At 44.4% G+C, this 21,188-nt stretch carries 21 protein-coding genes; 7 read left to right on the plus strand and 14 right to left on the minus strand.

Features of this window, described 5'->3' with window-relative positions; translation table 11 throughout:
* The first annotated feature begins 121 nt into the window (after positions 1 to 121).
* Complete coding sequence (locus M313_RS0115680; RefSeq protein ID WP_010197499.1) at positions 122 to 2,191, plus strand: transglycosylase domain-containing protein; 2,070 nt, start codon at positions 122 to 124, stop codon at positions 2,189 to 2,191.
* Between the two features lie 401 nt (positions 2,192 to 2,592).
* Here M313_RS0115680 and M313_RS0115685 read toward each other — a convergent pair whose 3' ends face one another.
* Positions 2,593 to 3,105: a YwhD family protein gene (locus tag M313_RS0115685; RefSeq protein WP_029326554.1), complete on the minus strand. Its 513-nt coding sequence runs from the start codon at positions 3,103 to 3,105 to the stop codon at positions 2,593 to 2,595.
* 128 nt (positions 3,106 to 3,233) lie between these two features.
* On the opposite strand from M313_RS0115685, the gene thmT reads away from it, so the two are divergent.
* Positions 3,234 to 3,419, plus strand: coding sequence for a 2-hydroxymuconate tautomerase (gene thmT, locus M313_RS0115690; protein WP_010197504.1), 186 nt, complete (start codon positions 3,234 to 3,236; stop codon positions 3,417 to 3,419).
* Positions 3,420 to 3,462: 43 nt separating this feature from the next.
* Here thmT and M313_RS0115695 read toward each other — a convergent pair whose 3' ends face one another.
* The 4 genes from M313_RS0115695 to M313_RS0115710 form a co-directional block, all read right to left on the minus strand.
* Positions 3,463 to 4,743, minus strand: a complete 1,281-nt coding sequence (locus M313_RS0115695) for a DUF2254 domain-containing protein (RefSeq protein WP_010197507.1) — start codon at positions 4,741 to 4,743, stop codon at positions 3,463 to 3,465.
* A 174-nt stretch (positions 4,744 to 4,917) separates the two neighbouring features.
* Entirely contained in the window at positions 4,918 to 5,424 is a 507-nt protein-coding gene (locus tag M313_RS0115700) for a YwgA family protein (protein ID WP_010197508.1), read from the minus strand.
* A gap of 30 nt (positions 5,425 to 5,454) precedes the next feature.
* On the minus strand, positions 5,455 to 6,753 hold the full coding sequence (locus M313_RS0115705) for an HD domain-containing protein (protein WP_010197510.1): 1,299 nt from the start codon (positions 6,751 to 6,753) through the stop codon (positions 5,455 to 5,457).
* A gap of 188 nt (positions 6,754 to 6,941) precedes the next feature.
* Positions 6,942 to 7,166: a YuzB family protein gene (locus M313_RS0115710; RefSeq protein ID WP_010197511.1), complete on the minus strand. Its 225-nt coding sequence runs from the start codon at positions 7,164 to 7,166 to the stop codon at positions 6,942 to 6,944.
* 233 nt (positions 7,167 to 7,399) lie between these two features.
* Between M313_RS0115710 and M313_RS0115715 the strand changes: the two genes are divergently transcribed.
* Positions 7,400 to 8,167, plus strand: a complete 768-nt coding sequence (locus M313_RS0115715; protein ID WP_010197514.1) for an RsfA family transcriptional regulator — start codon at positions 7,400 to 7,402, stop codon at positions 8,165 to 8,167.
* 70 nt (positions 8,168 to 8,237) lie between these two features.
* Here M313_RS0115715 and lipL read toward each other — a convergent pair whose 3' ends face one another.
* A complete protein-coding gene (gene lipL, locus M313_RS0115720; RefSeq protein WP_157182495.1) occupies positions 8,238 to 9,113 on the minus strand; it encodes an octanoyl-[GcvH]:protein N-octanoyltransferase in 876 nt (291 codons plus the stop codon).
* Positions 9,114 to 9,257: 144 nt separating this feature from the next.
* Positions 9,258 to 10,232, minus strand: coding sequence for a phosphate acetyltransferase (pta, locus tag M313_RS0115725; RefSeq protein WP_010197517.1), 975 nt, complete (start codon positions 10,230 to 10,232; stop codon positions 9,258 to 9,260).
* Between the two features lie 278 nt (positions 10,233 to 10,510).
* Between pta and hemQ the strand changes: the two genes are divergently transcribed.
* Positions 10,511 to 11,254 carry a hydrogen peroxide-dependent heme synthase gene (gene hemQ, locus M313_RS0115730; RefSeq protein ID WP_010197518.1) on the plus strand — a complete coding sequence of 248 codons (744 nt, stop codon included), beginning with the start codon at positions 10,511 to 10,513 and terminating at the stop codon, positions 11,252 to 11,254.
* Between the two features lie 651 nt (positions 11,255 to 11,905).
* Positions 11,906 to 12,448, plus strand: coding sequence for a spore coat protein GerQ (gene gerQ / locus M313_RS0115735; protein ID WP_010197519.1), 543 nt, complete (start codon positions 11,906 to 11,908; stop codon positions 12,446 to 12,448).
* A 144-nt stretch (positions 12,449 to 12,592) separates the two neighbouring features.
* On the opposite strand, the gene M313_RS0115740 is transcribed toward gerQ, so the two are convergent.
* The 7 genes from M313_RS0115740 to M313_RS0115775 all read right to left on the minus strand — a co-directional run bounded on the left by M313_RS0115740 (position 12,593) and on the right by M313_RS0115775 (position 18,403).
* Positions 12,593 to 12,961, minus strand: coding sequence for a DUF423 domain-containing protein (locus M313_RS0115740; protein ID WP_010197520.1), 369 nt, complete (start codon positions 12,959 to 12,961; stop codon positions 12,593 to 12,595).
* Between the two features lie 211 nt (positions 12,962 to 13,172).
* The gene (locus M313_RS0115745; protein ID WP_010197523.1) at positions 13,173 to 13,472 is read right to left on the minus strand and encodes a hypothetical protein; all 300 of its coding nucleotides are present in this window, start codon (positions 13,470 to 13,472) and stop codon (positions 13,173 to 13,175) included.
* A gap of 126 nt (positions 13,473 to 13,598) precedes the next feature.
* Positions 13,599 to 13,943 carry a YwdI family protein gene (locus tag M313_RS23825; RefSeq protein ID WP_010197524.1) on the minus strand — a complete coding sequence of 115 codons (345 nt, stop codon included), beginning with the start codon at positions 13,941 to 13,943 and terminating at the stop codon, positions 13,599 to 13,601.
* A 31-nt stretch (positions 13,944 to 13,974) separates the two neighbouring features.
* Entirely contained in the window at positions 13,975 to 14,496 is a 522-nt protein-coding gene (locus M313_RS0115755) for a DUF420 domain-containing protein (protein ID WP_010197526.1), read from the minus strand.
* A 328-nt stretch (positions 14,497 to 14,824) separates the two neighbouring features.
* Complete coding sequence (locus tag M313_RS0115765; RefSeq protein WP_010197530.1) at positions 14,825 to 16,528, minus strand: methyl-accepting chemotaxis protein; 1,704 nt, start codon at positions 16,526 to 16,528, stop codon at positions 14,825 to 14,827.
* 355 nt (positions 16,529 to 16,883) lie between these two features.
* The gene (locus M313_RS0115770) at positions 16,884 to 17,687 is read right to left on the minus strand and encodes an ion transporter (protein ID WP_010197532.1); all 804 of its coding nucleotides are present in this window, start codon (positions 17,685 to 17,687) and stop codon (positions 16,884 to 16,886) included.
* A 26-nt stretch (positions 17,688 to 17,713) separates the two neighbouring features.
* A complete protein-coding gene (locus M313_RS0115775; protein ID WP_050780689.1) occupies positions 17,714 to 18,403 on the minus strand; it encodes a uracil-DNA glycosylase in 690 nt (229 codons plus the stop codon).
* A gap of 335 nt (positions 18,404 to 18,738) precedes the next feature.
* On the opposite strand from M313_RS0115775, the gene zwf reads away from it, so the two are divergent.
* Both zwf and M313_RS0115785 read left to right on the plus strand, forming a co-directional pair.
* Positions 18,739 to 20,217: a glucose-6-phosphate dehydrogenase gene (zwf, locus tag M313_RS0115780; protein ID WP_010197538.1), complete on the plus strand. Its 1,479-nt coding sequence runs from the start codon at positions 18,739 to 18,741 to the stop codon at positions 20,215 to 20,217.
* Positions 20,218 to 20,261: 44 nt separating this feature from the next.
* The gene (locus M313_RS0115785; protein ID WP_010197542.1) at positions 20,262 to 20,876 is read left to right on the plus strand and encodes a cyclase family protein; all 615 of its coding nucleotides are present in this window, start codon (positions 20,262 to 20,264) and stop codon (positions 20,874 to 20,876) included.
* Positions 20,877 to 21,188: the final 312 nt, after the last annotated feature.

Raw genomic sequence — 21,188 nt, forward strand, 5'->3', positions numbered from 1 at the left:
CGGGGTCTCCCCTGTCCCTTCCTCCCGCGGAAGTCTACGCGCCTTCCACTGCAATCAACTTAGGTATTTCACTATGAAAAATTCATTAGATAGAGGTCATAGATAAAGGGGGTTGGAGAAAATGGAATTAATCACAAACGACCGGTTTCAGCAGGTTATCAAATATATTCGTGCCATGTTTTTTATCGGAATCATCCTATCAATCTCTTTCTTTCTTTTAGTTGGCGGAGTTTGGATATATGCAAAATCCAAGGGTGTCCCTCCCCTTTCTGTTACGCAGTCATCGATTTTTTACAGCAAGGACGGAGCGATCATTGGAGAGGCTCATAGTGGCGAGAAACGTTACTGGGTTGGACTTGAGGACATATCCCCTTATTTAGTGGATGCGACGGTGGCGGTGGAAGACAGGCGTTTTTTCACCCATCACGGGTTTGACCCAAAACGGATTGGCGGGGCCATTCTTGCAGACATTAAGGCTCGCGCGAAGGTTCAAGGAGCGAGTACCATTTCGCAGCAATATGCTCGAAATCTTTTCCTTGTCCATGATAAAACGTGGAAGCGAAAGTGGGAGGAAGCCCTTTATACCATCAGGATCGAGGCGAATTACTCCAAGGAGGAGATTCTCGAAGGCTATTTGAATACGATCTATTATGGTCATGGCGCTTATGGGATTGAATCGGCGTCCTATTACTATTTTAACAAGCCAGCAAAAGAGCTGACATTAGCGGAAGCCTGCATGCTTGCGGGCATTCCAAAAGGTCCGAGCGTTTTCTCGCCTTATGCAGATAGCGACCGGGCTCGCCAAAGGCAAGAGGTTGTCATCTATTCGATGGTGGAAAACGGCTCTCTTACAAAAAAAGAAGCGGAAGACGCGCTCGCTCAACCGCTGACATACGGTAACCGTGAGCATCTACCGAAAGAATTTATGGCGCCATATTTCCAAGATGCAGTCCGGGCGGAGATTAGAAATGTATTGGGTCTGCAAGAAGAGTTAGAAATGGGCGGGCTTCACATTTACACCACCTTGGATCCTAATCTCCAGGCTATTGCGGAAGAAGAAGTGGAGAAAACGTTCGACCCAGCGTCTGATATGCAAGTCGGCTTCGTCTCGATGGACCCGAAAACTGGAAGAGTGCTTGCACTTGTCGGTGGAAGGGATTATGAAGAGAGCTCGTACAACCGGGTTACACAGGCAGAAAGGCAGCCAGGTTCGACTTTCAAGCCATTGTTATATTACCGGGCGCTTGAGCAGGGATTCACGCCATCTACCGGTTTCCGGAGTGAAGTGACCACTTTCCAAGTGGATAACGGGCGTTCGACTTACACACCGCACAACTTCAACAACTACTATGCCAATGATGTTTTGACGATGATGCAGGCCTTACCATTATCCGATAACGTCTATGCGGTAAAAACACATCTGCTGCTAGGTGAAGAAGAATTGACCAAACAGGCAAAAAAACTTGGCATTCATTCGCAAATTAAGGATGTCCCTTCTCTTGCACTTGGCACATCTCCTGTACGAGTAATTGATATGGCCAATGCCTACAGTGTTTTTGCAAACGGTGGGAAAGAAGTGAAGCCTGTTTTTATTGAAAAGGTAGTGAACTACCGTGGAGAAGTTCTTTTTGAGCGGGAAAAAGAAACGAAGCAATTGTTGGATCCTGATGTAACATTTGTCCTGAATCATATGATGACGGGAATGTTTGATCCGGCGTTGAATGGTTATATGGCTGTAACTGGGAATGCGGTTCTAGATAAACTGACAAGGCCTTATGCCGGAAAGTCCGGGTCCACGGAAACGGACAGCTGGATGATTGGATACACGCCGCAGCTTGTGAGTGCAGTATGGACAGGCTATGACCGGGATCAATCGATTACGCTCTGGGCGGAAAAGCACTATGCGAAAAATTTATGGGCAGGATTCATGGAGCGCGCGCTCGACAATAAATCAGTTGTGACTTTTGCCCCAACAGAAGGAGTGGTCGGGGTGCAGGTCAACCCGCAAAGCGGTCTTCTAGCCACAAGCGACTGCCCGGTTTCCAGGCTAAGCTATTACATTAAAGGAACCGAACCAACCGAATACTGCATGGCGCATCTAGAGGATGTAAAAGAGGAAGATACAATCCCTGATGAGCAGCCAAAAGAAGAAGATAAAAAATGGTGGAAACGATTTGTACCTTGGATGTAAGGTTTAAGAAACAACGCTGTTGATTTCCGCAAAACGGCTCCGCTTTCCGCGGGGCGACCTTGAGCCTCCTCACAACGCTTCAGGGGTCTCAACAATGTCGCTACTCCCCCGCAGGACAAGGAATGCTTCGGCAGCGATACTTCGCACGAAGAAAATGCGTAGCATTTTCGAGGAGTCTTCGCCTTTTGCTCCAATCAACAGCTATGGACTTCAACTAACAAATAGTATCCTAATAAAGTTAAAACCCCCGGGATGTCTCCCGGGGGTTTTAGGTGTCCTAGCTTTCCATGTGTTCTACACATGTGAGTTAATTTTACTTTTTTTGTCGTAATAACTCAAGTAGGTAGAGTGGAACATTCAAAAAAATGTCACATCTTTATTTTCGATAACCTCTTGACAAACTAGTTTACAACCAACTGCTTCTTAAGATCATCGGAAGCTCTCTCCCACATTCCACTGTCATGAGACTCCAGATAGTTTTGCAAAATAGCTTTAGAACGGTCATCCATGTGCTCCACCATGATGTGGCGTTTCATGGATTTATCCATTTTATTCACATGCTCCGGCAGGGACTTGTAGCCTCGGCGGATTTCACGGTCCACCGTCATTTCACATGCTGTCACTCCGGCATAGTATGGCCCCTCTTGTTTGCGGTCGATGGTTACCCAAACAAGCCAGTAAGGTTTTCCGTTCGGTACGTCCTCTTTGTTGGGAAGAAACTTGATCCCACGCTCTACTGTACTGCGGGCATGCATCGCGCCGATGTCAACAAAGGCTTCCCCGCCCTCTACATCTACAAATACAGGTGACACATTATCAAGGCTGAGCGCCCCGATTCCGAACCCGCCGTGCCCGTCTGTCGGGTCATTTTTTATAATATTAAAGCCAATTGGTTTCTTCTTTTTTTCCTTGATCCATTTTCTAGCCCCCTTGCTTAATTGGATAGCTGCGGCGGCAAATCCGATCCTGCCGCTTGCGCTTTTCTTTTCATTATACAATAATTTACGGGAGAGTTAAAAACATTCAAAGGAGCGAATAGAAAATGCCATATGTAACCGTGAAGATGCTGGAAGGCCGAAATGAAGAACAGAAAAAAGCATTGGTGGAAAAAGTGACAGCTGCTGTCAGCGAAACAACCGGTGCCCCGGAAGAGAAAATCGTCGTCTTTATTGAAGAGATGACAAAGGGACATTATGCTGTTGGCGGTAAGCGATTAAGCGACCAATAATTGCAAGGTCATCGGGATTCGGACAGGCTTTCGAATCCCTTTTTCAGTTCAATAATTCGCTTAACTTCTTCTTTTTCTCTTCCACCATTTTTATATCAAGCGGCTCGAAGTAATCCTCTTTGATGCTCTCCACCAAAAAGCCCCACATATTCTTCACCTTCTCCTTAATCTCCTGATTGCTTCCCTCAGCGATAAGAATCAGGCACTCCAACGTCGTGAGGACGACCGAGATATCCCGTTCTCCATATATTCGAATCTGATAAAAACCCGTGTACAGAATTTCTTCAAAATTACGTTGCGGAATCGTCACTCTTTTTTCCTTATCTTCATCAAGATAGGTGATGGCGTCTGCATCGACTTCACCAAACTCCATCAACAATCTGCTCATATATCGAATACAGTTGTTGGCAGTGTTAGGGTCATTGATGCCCGGAGATATTGCACGAAGGGCCACTTCCGCAAGTTTTTGCAGGGCAAATTCACCATCCTGAAGCGGCGTCCGCTCCTCCCCCACCTCGATAAATACGGTCAGATCCACGTCGTCCGGTTTTTCTTTTGTAAAATAAACGAAGGCAATCACGCTGCGTTCTGTCACAAAGTCACCGATTCGTTTATTGAAAACTATATGAAAACCGTGCTCTTTCGCCTTGGCAGCCAACCCTTCCGTATCGATTACTTGGACATATCCTGTCGCCTTGGGAGTGAGTTCCACTTTTTCCTGAGTGGACGCTCGAATATCCATCTTTTCAAAAATGATTTTTTCAGCTTTATAGAGTAATTTTTTCTTTTTTACCGTAGCAAGCCCTTCCTTCATGAGCCTCTCTATAAGCTTGCTGACCTGGATTGAGCGTGCGACATGGTGAATGAAAAAGACAAAGTAACCCACACAAACGACCGCAAGAATGACACCTACACCTGACGCCAACACCCGCTGCTCATCTAGCCAATCCTTCATGAACAGCAAGGACAACACCGTGTAAATAAAGGAACCGACAAACACACCAAGTACACGCAACGTTGTTTTTTCCGTCATAAAATCCTGAAGCGTCCGAGGAGAAAACTGACTGGAATAAGTGGTCAAGACGACCATGATCGTGGAAAAAGAAATGGTGGTCATCGTGAGAATGGCGGTGGCAATCGAGCTCAAAATGGTGGTGCTCAAATCCACATTCGTAAAAAACATCTTCGGAAGGTAATTCTGAACAGAATCGGCAAAAACGGTATCTATTGATATAACAATCGCTGTAAGAATGATGCTTGCCAACGCGTATAGGCTCGGCACAAACCATATTTCCTTTCTTGCTCGTAGCGTCCACTTTTCCATTGTATATTGCTCCTCTTTTTGTCGGCTTTTTATAGGTAGCATTCCCTTTTTTGGGGGAGGGTAAGCCTATTTTCCTGTCACGAAGGGTACCATTCAGGTTATTGTAACTTTTTCCATTTTTCCGTATAGAAAAAACCCAAAAGGATCCAACCATCCTCTTGGGCTCTTCAAAAACTATTGTTTGATGCATTCGCGAAGACTTTCGATATAGTCGTAAGCCTCGTTTACTTCTTCCTCTGTGTAACGCTGCTTGCTTTTCAGCGTAAAGACTTTTTCCTGGACCTCTTCTTTCGGCAGGTTCTCGAAGAACAGCACGGTGGAAACAAGCTCTAAAAAGCGGGAGCTCTGTTCGTTCATCTTGGTCATGCACTCATTCAGGTGAGGCATTTCCAGGTCGTAGTGCGTCAAGAATTCCTCTCCGTTTTCCGTCAGCGCATAGCGATATTGCGAGTAGCCACCCTTGTTCTCTTTTAGCTCGCTCAAAAAGCCGAGATTGCAGAGCTCTTCTACTCTTAATGTCACCTCTTCAGAATATGGTCCGTAAAAATGGAAATTGTACTTTTCATAAAATGGGTAGTTCAGCTTTTTGGCAATATACACCATTTTCTGCAGCTTCTTTCTCCCGATGACTTCACCTGCAGATGCAAACACCTTCATTAATTTTGCGTGATCTGTCAACAAACCCTTTCATCTCCTAACCTTAGCCGTTGCCTATATTCCTAGTATCTCTCTGATTTTTTTCTTTGCCGTTTTTTTCGTCGATAGATCTTCTAGCAAGTCCTGTGGAAAATAAAGCTTGTGGTCGGTTCTTCTTTTGCCGGAAATGGCATCCACGATTTCAGATTCCCTTGAAAGCTCACGCACATCCCCGTTTGGCATAAGCAGGTGAATCGGAAGGCGCTCCTCTTCTTCTCCCGGACGGTAAAAGTCGTACGGCAGGTCGGACGAGGAGTCCACCACTAGATAGTATGCAGGGTCGATGCCCGCTTTCTTAAAGAGACTTGTCAGTTCCATCAAGTCCATCATTTGCTTATTAGGATTAAATTCGACGTATTTAAACAAATTCCTGTTCATAAATCGTCGACATAAGTCACTTAATATCGAATCTTCTTCTTCCTGCCAGGATTGGAAATAATACATAACCACTGCTTCATCAAGCTTTATGTAATCCTCTACTGAAATTTCTTCCTCAAAAAGGGAGTAAAAATGAACAGGATGATATTTAAATGTGTAATATTCTTGGTGTAATTGTTTGGCGCGGTGCAAAATTTTTGTCAAAATTACTTCTGCACTTCGCGTTACAGGGTGAAAATAAACCTGCCAGTACATCTGGTAGCGGCTCATGATATAATCTTCCACCGCATGCATCCCGCTCGATTTAATGACCACCTGATCTTCTCTCGGGCGCATGACGCGAAGAATCCGCTCCATATCGAAATGCCCGTAACTAACTCCGGTAAAATATGCGTCACGCTGCAGGTAGTCCATTCTGTCAGCATCTATCTGACTAGAAATCATGCTAACCACTAATTTATTTTTATACGTTTTCGCGATGACCTCGGCCACATCTTTCGGAAAATCCTTATGGACTTTTTTAAGGACTACGTTTACTTCCGTATCCCCGAGAATGATGGCTTGGGTAAAATCTTCGTGATCTAAGTGGAACACCTTTTCAAAGGAATGAGAAAAAGGTCCGTGTCCCAGGTCGTGCAGCAAGGCCGCACACAAACATAACAGGCGGTCATCCGGATTCCAGTCCTGTCTTCCCTCGAACCCGTCATCAATGATGCGGCGGACAATCTCGTATACTCCCAATGAATGGTTAAGTCGGCTATGCTCTGCACCGTGGAACGTCAAATAGGTGGTGCCAAGCTGGCGGATCCGGCGCAAACGCTGAAATTCCCTAGTCCCGATTAAATCCCAAACAACCCTGTCGCGCACATGGACGTAACGGTGCACAGGATCCTTAAATACCTTTTCTTCACTCAGTTTTTCGGTTGCATAACTCATTTCGTTACCCTCTTTATTTTCGGCATAATATTTATCTATCTCTATTATATCGTAAATATTTTACAAGAAAAGGATGGATTGTTGGGGTAACTCCCTTTTTAGGTTTACCCTACCTTTTTACCTCTTAGTCTTGTTTTTTCTAGAAAAGGCGAATAAAAAATCACCTATGCAAGATACAGAGGCGATTTTTATTTCTTTAACTTTTTCTCTATTTTTTCGATTAGTTCATCTTCTGTTGGAGCGGAGACAGGACGGTTGTTTACGAATGCAAACGACTTCTTCCTTCCCGGCCCGCAATAGGATTGACAGCCCACTTCCACACATGCACCCTCGTCCACTTTTTTCAGTTTCGGAATGAGTGTTTTCACGTTGGTTGCGTCGCAGTCATCACAAATGCGAAACTCATTTGCCATGGTTCTACACAGCCCTTTCTTATTAAAAAGTGATGGGAGTCACTTTATCGTTCGTTAACTAAAAGGTATTTTACAGGGAATCCATGGACAATGCAAGTTCGTTTCTAGGAGATTTGAGGCGAAATACCGACAGATAACAATCTAGTAATTTTTTCTATGAATATGTATAAATATTTTTTTCTCCGTCAAAAATATAGACAGAACGATGATTAAATAAGGGAGTTGGATTATATATGAAAGATCGTCAAGATGCTTGGTCCGAAGAGAATGATTTATTGCTAGCAGAAACCGTTCTGCGCCATGTCCGTGAAGGAAGTACACAGTTGAATGCTTTTGAAGAGGTCGGCGACAAGCTGAACCGCACGTCCGCTGCATGTGGATTCCGCTGGAACGCGGTAGTCCGACATGACTATGAAAAGGCGCTGCAGCTTGCGAAAAAGCAGAGAAAGCAACGGCAGCGTGCGCTCGGGCAGCCTACGAAAAAACTATTGTACACGCCGCCTGAGACTGTGGTGAATGAAGAGTTGCCGTTTGTGTTGGAGCAGATGGAGGAACGACCGATTGATACAGCAGATACACAGCAGTCTTTTGCCGCTCCACAGACAAGAGTGGAGCGACGAGCTGCCGAACTGAAAGCACAGCCTACTTTTGCAGGCTACGGCAGTGGCAGTATGGGATTGGGAACGGGTTCCTCTTTATCCATGGAGCAAGTGATAAGTTTCTTACAAACCATGAAACACTCAAACGTCCATACTAGCGCTCTACAACAAGAAAATGAGAGATTAGTAAAAGAAAATGCAGAACTTGCGCGTGCCAACAGCGAACTGGAAAAACGGGTCCAAAAACTACAAGACGAGCAAGTCACCGTCCAAGAAGACTACGAAACACTCATGAAAATCATGAACCGTGCCCGCAAACTAGTCCTCTTCGACGAAGAAGAACACGTCCCATCCAAATTCATGATGGACCGCAACGGCAACCTGGAGAAACTGGCGGAATAGAGATAATAAGAAAAAAGGGGTCTGACCCCACTTGCGTTAATGCGTTAAAGTGGGGTCAGACCCTTCTTTTTTATTTTTCTCCTAAAACTTTTTCGTTCCGTTCTACGATTCTTGCGTAGTATTGTTCGTACAAGTCCAATTCTTGGCCTTGCAGGGTGTTGGCGAAGATGGTGCCGCTAATTTCTTTGAGTGAGGTCAGAAGGCGAAGCATCACGTCTTGCACTGTTAGGTTCTGGCTAGTGAGCTCTGTTAGAGATGCCATCACGTTTGGCACAATGGTCGGAAAAGCGAACTTGGTTGTTTCACCTTGAAGGGCGCGTTTGTAGAACTCTCCGATCATCTCTGCCCGCTCAGATCCACTTCCGTCAATGCATAAGTAGATTTGAACGGCCACTCCTCCGCGAATACGGCGCTGAGAGATGCCTGCAAACTTCTTACCTTCAATGCTAAGGTCATAGCTGCCAGGGCAATAGGAACCGACAATTTCCTTCGCCTCCATGTTGTAAGGCATGTCGCGGAACATATGCTTTGTGAGCTCCCACATTGCATCATACCCACGATTGATATCGATTGCCTTCTCTCCTTCCGGAAAAACAAGGGAAATGTTCAGAACGCCTTGGTCTAGGACTACTGCAAGTCCACCTGAGTTCCTAACGATTACCTCATAGCCTTGATTGTTCAAATAATCAATTCCAGCTTGTAAGTGCGGAAGACGGGTATCTTGAATGCCCAACACGACCGTGTTTTGGTGCACCCACGTCCGGCATGTCGCTCCGCTCTCTCCTTTACCAACAGCGGTGCATAAAGTGTCATCCATCGCAAATGATTGCAACGCATGAAAATTTGGCCATAAAGAAGACTGATCTATAATACGCCAACTCGGCTGCTTCAACAACCGCAACGCAGGCGTGTAAATGGATGTTGGTTCTATTGGTGGTTCTGCCATAATCATTAATGCTCCTCTTAACTACCGTACTTAAAGGTTCCTTAGCATTATACTACATGGTTTTAGAGAAAAAAATACCCTTTGGGGGTCAGACCCCCAAAGGGTATTCTCTTTCTACGTCGAATACTTTAAAGTTAGTTTTATTTAGTTCACTGCTTGGCCTGCTGTGATGAGCGCTAGTTTGTAGACGTCTTCTACGCTGCAGCCGCGGGATAGGTCATTTACTGGTTTGTTGAGGCCTTGAAGGATTGGGCCTACTGCTTCAAAGTTTCCTAGGCGTTGGGCAATTTTGTAGCCGATGTTTCCTGCTTCTAGGCTTGGGAATACGAATACGTTTGCGTCCCCTTGGATTTTTGAACCTGGTGCTTTCTTTTCCGCAACAGATGGTACGAATGCTGCGTCAAATTGGAACTCTCCTTCCACTACAAGTTCTGGTGCACGTTCTGAAGCAATGCGCGCCGCCTCTACGACACGCTCTGTTTCTGGTGATTTTGCAGATCCTTTTGTAGAGAAACTTAGCATTGCCACTTTCGGTTCGATTCCGAACATGTTCGCTGTTGCTGCACTTTCCACTGCGATTTCTGCAAGGTCGTTGCTGTCTGGTGAAATGTTGATTGCGCAGTCCGCGAACACATACTTCTCATCGTTACGTACCATGATGAAGACACCAGAAGTTTTACGTACGCCTTCTTTTGTTTTGATGATTTGCAGTGCCGGACGCACAGTGTCAGCTGTAGAATGTGCCGCTCCACTTACAAGCCCTTGCGCACGGTCCACGTGTACAAGCATCGTTCCGAAGTAGTTCGGGTTCAACAAGATTTTGCGAGCATCCTCTTCTGTCGCTTTTCCTTTACGACGCTCTACGAAAGACGCGACAAGCTCGTCCATGTTTTCATATGTCTTTGGATCGTAAATTTCTACGCCGTCCAATGTTAATTTCAACTCGGAAGCAAGTCCGTTGATCTCGTCCAAATCTCCAACCACAATCGGTTGTACCATGTTTTCTGCAGCCAGTCGCGCAACGGCCGTTAACACACGCTCGTCATTGCCTTCTGGAAATACTATCTTAATATCTTTTCCTGCTACTTTGTCTTTTAATGTTTGAAATAAATCGCTCACAAAGGTCACTCCTTAATCCGCTTTATTTTCGCTTCTACTTTTTAGGATACTCCTTCAACATGGAAAAGCAACCGATACCTTCTATTGTTATCGCTTACAGAAAAAAGTCTTTATTTTCTAAAAAAACTGCCTCATCTATGCCCTACTATTGTATCTGTGCTGCCCTTTCCTATTCATGAAGCTTTCACAATTTCACAGTTTTACTTACAGGAAGTCATGGCAAAACTGTGATATAGTTAGGAAGGATACATACTCAATCTTTTTAAGGAGTGATTGTTATGAGTGAAGCAGCTCAAACATTAGACGGCTGGTATTGCCTCCATGATTTTCGTACGGTAGATTGGGCCCTTTGGAAGACGCTTTCTAGCGAAGAACGCCAAACGGCTATTAATGAATTCCTTGGACTTGTGGAGAAATGGAACACGGTTCAGTTAGAAAAGAACGGAAGTCACGCATTGTACTCCATCGTAGGGCAAAAAGCGGACTTCATGATGATGCTTCTTCGTCCGACGTTAGAAGAATTAAATGAAATCGAAAACGAATTTAATAAAACAACACTTGCTCAATACACAGTCCCAGTACATTCTTACGTGTCGATTGTAGAGCTTAGCAACTACTTACCAGAAGGCGAGGATCCGTATCAAAACCCGCAAATCCTTGCTAGACTATACCCAGAATTGCCAAAAGCAAAGCATGTCTGCTTCTACCCGATGGACAAGCGTCGTAACGGGGAAGACAACTGGTACATGTTGCCGATGGAAGACCGTCGCCGCATGATGCGCAGCCACGGCATGATTGGCCGTCAGTATGCTGGAAAAGTAAAGCAGGTCATCACTGGTTCTGTCGGTTTTGACGATTACGAGTGGGGCGTAACATTGTTTGCGGACGAAGCACTTCAGTTCAAGAAGCTTGTATATGAAATGCGCTTTGACGAAGTAAGTGCACGTTTTGGTGAGTTTGGTGCGTTCTATGTAGGAAACTTGTTGGAAGAAGATCGCGTTTACTCTTTCTTGCACGTGTAAAAAATAAAGATTGGGTTGTTGACGTCAAGTCGCCCGGCTGGTTTTCCAGTTTGGTGGCTTGCCGTTTTTTTAATGTGTTTCGGATTGGAGACGACTTGCCATCTTCTCTGTTACCGAACGCCATTGTTTTTCGGGGCTTCGGGCTTTGAGACCCCCTCTCTGTTACCGAACGCCATTGTTTTTCGGGGCTTCGGGCTTTGAGACGCCCTCTCTGTTACCGAACGCCATTGTTTTTCGGGGCTTCGGGCTTTGAGACGCCCTCTCTGTTACCGAACGCCATTGTTTTTTGGGGCTTCGGGCCTTGAGACGCCTTCTCTGTTACCGAACGCCATTGTTTTCGGGGCTTCGGGCCTTGAGACGCCTTCTCTGTTACCGAACGCCATTGTTTTTCGGGGCTTCAGGCTTTGAGACGCCTTCCTTGTTACCTTCCATTGCAACTATTTCGGACTTTAACTTCCTTATCCAGTCTCCCCTTTCCCCCTGTCATATTCCTTCTTCAATTTTCATACAATCAAGTAGTGCGACTTAATTATTTTAATCTTTTGAACTTTAGCACCCCTTTTCAGCCCAAGCGAAGTGGGTTTGAGGCATGAAGATGGGAGTTATTTCTCACAACGAAGCAGATAAAAGTTTTTGAGGAGGGAATGACAGATGAATCAACAGTTTTCTCAGGCAGCAGGTGCCCCTTTTTCTGCGGGGTACGGAGCAGATCCTTACTCATCCTATTACAGAAACTATGGGCAGCAGTGGTATGGCGGCGGTGGAGGTGGAGGTTTCCCGATGCAGCAAATGCAACAGCAACAGCCTCAGCAACAGCAAGTTGCAGGGCAGCAATCAGGCATACCATCTTATCCAACTCAATTTCAATCCGGCGGCCAGCAAGGTGGGCAGGATGTGCCTGGCATGCTTCCGCTAGAGCAATCCTATATTGAAAATATTCTTCGCTTAAATCGAGGTAAGCTGGCAACAGTGTACATGACATTTGAGAACAATCGGGAATGGAATGCCAAAATATTTAAAGGGATTATCGAAGCAGCAGGACGCGATCACATTATCCTGAGTGACCCGCAAACCGGCAAACGTTATCTGCTCCTGATGGTTTACCTGGACTACATCACGTTCGACGAAGAACTCGACTACGAATACCCATTCAACAGCGGCGGCCAAGGCCTAACCCAATACCAACCAAGATAAAAAGCACACAAAGGAAAAAGCTTTAGAACAAATAAAAAAAAGAGGGGCTGACGATGTTGTGTGTTAACGCATTAACGCACAGCGGGTCAGACCCCTCTTTATTTCTTTACCTCTTTAAAACTTCAACGCAACGACCTAAATCTCTTACCCTTTCACCGCCGCCACAATGATGAGCACCCAGCCAATAAGGAAGGCTACGCCGCCTAGTGGGGTGATGGCTCCGAGTATTTTTACGCCGGAGAGGGTGAGGATGTACAGGCTGCCGGAGAATAGGATGATTCCGATGAGGAAGGACCAGCCTGCTCCGTTTAGTAGGCCTGTGCTGTTAAAGCGCTCCATAAGCAGCGCGACTACAAAAAGTCCGCCGGCATGGAACATTTGATAAGTGACACCGGTTTTCCATATTTCAATCATTCTCTCGGATACTTTTCCTTCAAGTCCGTGGGCTCCAAATGCCCCGAGAGCCACTGCTAAAAATGCGTTTATTGCTGCAAGGATGATAAATAAATTCATATGAGTTTTCCACCTTTCAAAAGGTCTGTTGTAATTCTTCAATATAATGAATTATATAGTATTAGCTTCCCCGGACCAAGCGTGATCCCTAAGCTGCCCACGTTAATTTACCCGCTAGTACACATAATGTTCACTAACTCCCTCCAATCATAAAAATAAAAAACGCCCCCACCGCCTCGTCAAAGTAAGCAGTAAGAGCATTGTGTCTAAATTATCTAGAATGAAGATAAATTTGCAGAGCCTGTTTGAGCTCCCGTTCTTTCTTTTCCGTTTGTATATGATAATGATCACCATCTATGTTAGACAAAAAGTCATTATATCCATGTGAATGTAAGAATTCATTGACACTTGTGACGTCTTCTCTAGTGGAGAGCAAGTTCTTTTGCCCTACAAAGTCACCATTTACATACACTTCGTAACGATCGTGGGAAAGTTTTGTCGACGAGTCAAAATTAGTGCTTACGTACGCCGCCATTAAACCATACATCGATCCGTCTGTACCACCAGGCATGTAAAACACCTCCATTACTTACTGGGGTGTTTATAGTTTAAGTTACCACGCCGTTTTTAGTATGGTAAGTTGTGGGGAGGACGCTTTAATCCTTTAGAGAGGTACCAAGGGGTCTGACCCCTCCTCTTAAAAATCAAACAGTGAATCCCCATTCGCGTCGTCATCTTTGATTGGTTTGGATGGTGCGTTTGTGATGGTTGGTGGTTGGGTTGGCGGCGTGTAGATGGGTGCCGCTTGTTCGAATGATACGGGCGCCCTTTGGATGCTACGAGCCGTTGAAGCGGTAGTTGGTTGGGTTGCCGCCCTTGAGGAAGTGACCCCATCCCCTTCAGAATCCGTCTCCAACGCAAGCTCACAGAGTGATTTTATCGCTGCAAGGTGCTCCCGCTTTTTTTGCACATTTCCGGTGTCTATGGCACGCTCCAATTCCGACTCTAAGCGCGCAAGAACCTTATCGATCGTGATGCTCATCCTTCTTCCCTCCTTAAAAAATCAATAAATCCTAGTAATACGGCGAAATCATCAAGTACACAATAACACCAGTCAAGCTGACATATAACCATAACGGCATCGTCCAGCGCGCAATCTTTCTGTGTCGTTCCTTATGCATGCTTAAGCCCGTCGCCAAGGAATACAACGCCAATGGCACGATTACTACAGCCAACACGATATGTGTCAGTAAAATGAAGAAATAGATGGATCGTATGATTCCTTCTCCGCCAAATGGAGTGGATTCTGTTAAGGAATGATACGTTACATATGTAACTAAAAACAATGTGGTGGAAGAAAATGCAGCCAAGATGAAGCGGCGGTGCACTGTTATATTTTTCTTCTTAATGGCAATTAAGGCACACACCAAAAAGATAAAAGTAAAGCTGTTGAATATTGCGTTCATCATCGGCAAAAACGTTAAGTCGACATGCGCCAAACCTTCGTACTGAGGAAGGAAAAACAGCACGACAACCAGTGCATTTACCGCAATTGAAATACCGATGATCCATGGAAGATAATTTATTTTTTTCATTGTTGAACTCCTTTTACACATAATACCCGTTCTGGCCGGGTTTTATTGGTGAATCTTTTGCTTCGAACTTTAAACAAGGACTTCCGGAAGAGCGCAGCACGGCAACAGAGGGCATCTGATTCGTTTTAAACCCGAAAGCCCGACATCCTTTTGGGAACTTGGCATCCCACGTGACATAGTAATGCTTGCATTTTAAGCAATTAATCCGTTTGGCCATGCTCCTCACCCTTTTCTTTCGAATCCATCTTTGTCCATTCTTCATTCTACCATCTTCCAACTTCCCATCAAATAAAAAACCTGCGGAGAATCACCTCCACAGGCTTCATGTTCACGATTTATTCATGTTTATGGATGCAATGTTGGATGCTAAATCTTCAGCGGTCTCTTTTACTGTATCCACCGTGCGCCTCATATTGTTGGATAGATCCACCTGGTGATCTGCAGCCTTTACTACTTCTCCCATCTCCTCCGTCAATTCCGATGAAGATGCAACCAAGTCATTTACAGAATGGACGATCTCATTTACTCCCTGACTGATTTCTTCCATCGTCACCGTGATATGAGTTCCCTGTTCAAGCAATGTCCCGCTATTCGTGGCGATTTCCTGGAACAACTTCGCGGAAGCTTCATTTTTTTCATTCGTTTGCTCGATTGTTTCTTTGAAAAGTTGGAATTCTTTTAGTACTTCGTTGGTATCTTCCTGAATGCGGCCCGTGATGCCGTTAATTTGTTTGGAAAAGAGATCTGTCTGGCCGGATAACTTTCTGATTTCATCTGCCACAACCGCAAATCCTTTGCCAGCCTCCCCTGCCCGCGCCGCTTCAATCGAGGCATTAAGGGCAAGCAAGTTCGTCTGGGTGGTGATTTCTGTGATGCCTTTGAGGAAACTGTTCGCTTCATCAATATCTACTTTTATTTTGGTAAATCGATCTACAATAGTTTCCGTTTCCTTGGAAGATTGGTGCATGTCGGCCACCATCTGCTTTAATGATGAAGCCCCTCTTTTAGAAAGGTTCTCCATTCCTTCCAAGTTTCGTTTCATTTCATCGACAATACTGTATATCTCCTGCGTGCTGGCCGAAGCCTGCTCGGTAACTGCAGAAATGGCGGCCGTCCCTTCATACTGCATGGACACTTTTTCGGTTACTTGTTCCGACCGCTGTTTGATTCCGGCAGATTCCTCTAGATTTTGTTCCGCTGCCACCAAGAGCTCTTTCATGACAAGCTGCAGGCGTTGATTTGCCCCGAGGCTTCCTTGCATAAGTTGCTCAATATTTTGCCCCATGGTGGTGAGAGACGCCTCGATCTGCCCAAACTCATCTTTTCTAAAAGAAGAATGCTCTGCTTCATATAAAAAGTTCCCCTCTTGGTACGCTTTCACGCGACTAAGAACCTGATTGACTCCTTTGTTGAATGCCTTTCTGAACGAGAGAAGAGCAAGAATGGGAACCAATACAAGAATTGCCAAAGTCACTAAGGTCAAGCGTTCGGTAGAGACTACCTTATCCTGAATAACCTGTCTGTTTTCATCATTAAATGCCTGTAAAAACTGCATGCCACTATCATTTGCGCGCTCTATTTGATTTCGCGCTTTCGCAAGGTCTTCCGATGTTGTAATACGAACACGATCCATGTTGGCAGCGTTCGAAACATCGCTAATGATGTCGAATTGTTTTGACATTGTTTCATGTGAAACAACAAAATACTGTTTCAGCTGACCAAATTCCTCAAATTCCGTAAAATAAGGCTCGAAATCTTGCAGCTTCTTTTCTGTTTGCGTTAAATTATCTTCTATTTTTTGAACATGTGTTTTGGAATACCCGCTTGATACGACAAAGTACATATCTGCCAAAGTACTTTGATAGGATTGCACCAGCTCAAAATAACTTTCATTGATCTTCGTGATCTCGTCTAACTCATTGACCCCTTTTTGCACCTGCATGCTGTTCACCCAAATAACAAGAGATGCTGCAAGGCCGATACTCCCTATTAATAGAATCAAAACTAACAGTCTCTTTCTCATACTCCCCATTTTTTCTTCCCCCCACAATTAACTCACCCTTAAATATGAAACCGTTTGCACAAAATACCATAATTGTTTTCTCTCTTTTATATATTTTCGGCATAAAGTACCTGGGTCTTTAGTATCATTACGAAATAATTTTCTCTTTTTATAAAAGGTGACTGATATTTCCTTGTTAATTGGAGTGGAAGGCGCGCAGACGCCCGCGGGAGGAAGGGACTGATAAGACCCCTGAAGCGGAATGAGGCTCACGGACCGCCCGCAGGCAAGCGAAGCGACTGGAACGGAAATCAACGGTATTATATACTTTCTCTTTTAAAAAAGGACGCCCAGAGAGTACTAACACTCCTTCGCGTCCTTCGACTTACATCTTTTCTTTGTTTAGTAAAAGTTGCTTCAGCTCTGCAATCTCATTCGTAATTTTCGCCAACTCTTTCTTGCTGACTTCTATTTTTTCTTCCTTCAATTCTTCTTCCTTTGCTTCCTGGATATTGTTTAAGATCTCCCCGACAATCAGGTTCAAGACGATAAACGTTCCAACCAAAATGAAGGAAACGAAATAGACCCAAGAAAGTGGACTCTCAGCGAAAATGGGACGGAACACGCCGCTTGCCCACGATTCCAATGTGATGACTTGAAACAGTGTCACAAGTGCTAAGTGCAGCGATCCGAAATATTCCGGTGAAATATCACCATAAAGCAGGACGCCCAATACTGCGTAAACGTAGAAGACAAGCGATAATAACATCATGATGGTCCCAAGGGACGGGATGGTTTTTAGAAAAGCGGTCACAAGGCGGTTCAAGGACGGAACGACCGTAACGGCGCGCAGTACCCTTAGAACACGTAAGATTCGGATAGCGGATATAAAATAGGTTCCGCTAAAAAAGAGAACCCCTGCGACAATGACAAAGTCAAAGACATTCCATCTGCTTTTAAAGAAATGGTGAAGTTTCTTCTCAGCCAGCATCCTTAAGATAATTTCAATGGTAAAAAACCATAAGAAAAACACTTCAAAACCATGAATCAGCCCTGCATATTCCGCTCTTAAGTCAGGATAGGTCTCTATCCCAATTAAGATCGCATTCAAGAGGATGACGAACATGACCGTATTCATAAAAAAGCGGTGACCTACTATTTGTTGTATCGTTTTTTTCAAATTTTGCATTCGTGCACTTCCTCGTTCTATTCTTTTTAAGGCGTTAACCGCCAATCGATGGCTTCTTCACCAATCTCCTCTAAGATGGCATTCACTTTTGAAAAAGGCCTGCTTCCAAAAAAGCCTTTGCGGGCCGAAAAAGGGCTCGGATGCGGGCTTTTCAGAATAAAATGATGATCATTCGTAATCAGTGCTTCCTTTTGCTCCGCATGTTTTCCCCAAAGGATGAAGATGACTGGTTTTTGTCGCTCGTTTAACGCTCGGATGACTTCATCGGTAAAAAGCTCCCAGCCCATCCCTTTGTGAGAGTTCGGATTGCTTTCTCTCACCGTTAAAACCGTATTTAATAATAACACACCTTGCTTTGCCCACTCCATTAAAAAGCCATGGTTTACAGGCTCTAAGCCTTGGTCATCATAAAGTTCACGGTAAATATTTTTTAGTGAAGGCGGGACACGGACCCCTTTTTGGACAGAAAAACTCATGCCGTGGGCCTGTCCTTTTCCGTGGTAAGGGTCTTGCCCAAGAATGACAACTTTTACATCTTCAAATCTTGTTGCTTGAAATGCTGAGAAGACAGCTTTCTTCTCTGGGTAGACGGTTTTGTTGGCATATTCCACTTCTAGAAAATCCATCAGATCCTTAAAATACTTTTGGGACACCTCTTTTTCTAGCAAAGCTTTCCACGTTCCGCTTACATTTTCCACTGTTTTACCTCCGTTCATTTCTGTCTTTTTTACTTTATCATATAGATGAATTTATTGGTCTCCGGAGTTTTCCGTATGAATGGTATTGCCCTTATTTTTTCATACTAAGACGAGGCCTATCATTCTGAGAAATCACTTCAGATGTGATATAGTGTTTGATAAGTAAATAAGGCTTAATAAAGATTGAAATCCTTCCCAGTAACAGATAAAATAAAATACTTGGGTAGGTTATTTTTTCAATGTTTCATACTTATTTTTGAAATTGTTACTTTTTTACATAATTAATCAGCCTAATCAACGGTAATGTTATAACACATATTTTGAAGAATAGTACATAAAGCGAGGTTCTTAAGGTGAGTAAAAAAGAAAATCCGACATCTTTAATTGTCATTTTTGGTGCAACGGGAGATCTAGCGAAACGAAAACTGTATCCTTCCATCTATCGTCTTTATAAAAATGGTAGCATCTCTAAAAACTTTGCTGTTGTCGGCGTTGCAAGACGTCCGCTCACAAATGAGGAGTTCCGTTCTAATGTGTCTAATTCTGTCAGCAGCGTGGCAAATGGCGACGGAAATGTTGAAGAGTTCAGCTCTCACTTCTATTATCATCCTTTTGATGTGACAAGCAGCGAATCCTACCAACAGTTAAAAGGACTAATGGGTGATTTGGATTCTGATTACGAGACTAATGGGAATAGAATCTTCTATCTTGCCATGGCTCCTGAGTTCTTTGGCACTATTGCGACAAACCTGAAGTCAGAAGGCTTGACAGAAACAGATGGCTGGAAGCGCCTTGTTATCGAAAAGCCGTTCGGTCACAACCTTCCATCTGCTAAAGACTTGAATGCTGAAATTCGTCAAGCATTCGATGAATCTGAAATCTACCGCATCGATCATTATCTTGGAAAAGAAATGGTCCAAAATATTGAGGTAATCCGTTTTGCAAACGCCCTTTTCGAACCACTATGGAATAACCGTTACATCTCAAACATCCAAATCACATCTAGTGAAGTACTTGGAGTGGAGGATCGCGGACGTTATTACGAAAAATCTGGTGCCCTGCGAGATATGGTGCAAAACCATATGCTTCAAATGGTTGCGCTTCTTGCGATGGAGCCGCCAATCAAGCTGAATCCTGAAGAGATTCGCAGTGAAAAAGTGAAAGTCCTTCGTGCGATGAGAAGGATTGAACAAGATGATGTTGAGGACTATTTCGTACGCGGTCAATACGGTGCAGGAATCGTCGATGGCGACCAGGTCCAAGGCTATCGCGAGGGAAATTCAGTGGACCCTAACTCCAATACGGAAACGTATGTGGCTGGGAAACTGTTAATCGACAATTTCCGTTGGGCCGGTGTTCCAATCTATATCCGAACAGGAAAAAGAATGAGTGAAAAATCCACGAAGATTATCGTTCAATTCAAGGACATACCGATGAATTTATACTATAATCGCGGGGAAAAGGTCGATCCTAACCTTCTTGTCATCAACATTCAACCGGAAGAAGGTATCACCTTGCATTTAAATGCGAAAAAATCGGGTAAGGATGTAACAACCACTCCTATCAGACTTGATTACACAAACAACTGTATCGATGGCATTAACACGCCTGAAGCTTATGAGCGTTTGATTTATGATGCGATGCGCGGCGATATGACGAACTTCACTCACTGGGATGAAGTGGCTCTTTCTTGGAGCTTTATCGATGAGATTTCCAAAGCGTGGGAAAACACGAGAGCATTCGACTTCCCGAACTACGAATCAGGTTCCATGGGTCCAAAGCTTGCCGACGGATTATTGGAAAAAGACGGCTTCCACTGGTGGCCATTGTAAGCACTTGAACACGGTGCTTGAAAATAGAAGGGAGACTTTAACACATGAAAGTTTACGACGTATCATCCCCGATTTACACGGGAATGCCAGTATATAAAAACAAACCGGAAAAGCAACCAAAACAAACGACCAACACAAACGGTTATGTAACCGAAACCCGCCTGGAGCTGGACGTCCACACAGGAACACACGTGGATGCCCCCCTTCACATGGTGGTAGACGGAGAGACAATTGAAACCTTGCCGTTGGACAAGCTTGTAGGTCCTTGTAAAGTTTTTGACTTGACCGGGGTTGAGGACCGCATTACGGTGAAGGATATTGAAGGACTCGACATTCAAAAGGACGATTTCCTGTTATTTAAAACGAAAAACTCTTTTGATGAAGAGTTCAACTTTGACTTTGTGTTTGTAGCGGAAGACGCTGCGGCATACTTGGCTGAAATCGGCGTTAGCGGCGTTGGTGTCGATGCACTTGGCATCGAGCGCAGCCAGGAAGGCCACCCGACACATAAAACGCTTTTCGCAAATGGTGTAATCATCATTGAAGGCTTGCGTTTGAAGGATATCGCAGAAGGCGAGTACATCATGTGTGCAGCGCCATTGAAGCTGAGCGGTGTGGATGCATCACCAGCACGTATTGTATTGATGGATATGAAGTAAGATCTGAGTAGATTGACCACTCTGCCCCGGGGAAGTTGGGGGCAGGGTGGTTTTTTGTGTGGATTTGGGGTGTTTTGGGAGCTTGTGTACGAAAATATTTAGTGGAATTCCGTTTATCCATTGTAAAATCGATATATCCATTGTAACTGGTCATATATCCATTGTTAATTTCAGATATCCATTGTAAGCGGACATTTATCCATTGTAAATTTGATATATCCATTGTAACCAAATAATTTCCAATCACCACCTGTCTGCCCGACCCACCCCCACCCCACAAAAAAAACCAACCCACAGCCCCCGCATAAACCG

The sequence above is a fragment of the Bacillus sp. m3-13 genome, from assembly GCF_000175075.1.
In the GTDB taxonomy this organism is placed as follows: Bacteria; Bacillota; Bacilli; order Bacillales; family Bacillaceae_I; genus Sutcliffiella_A; species Sutcliffiella_A horikoshii_C.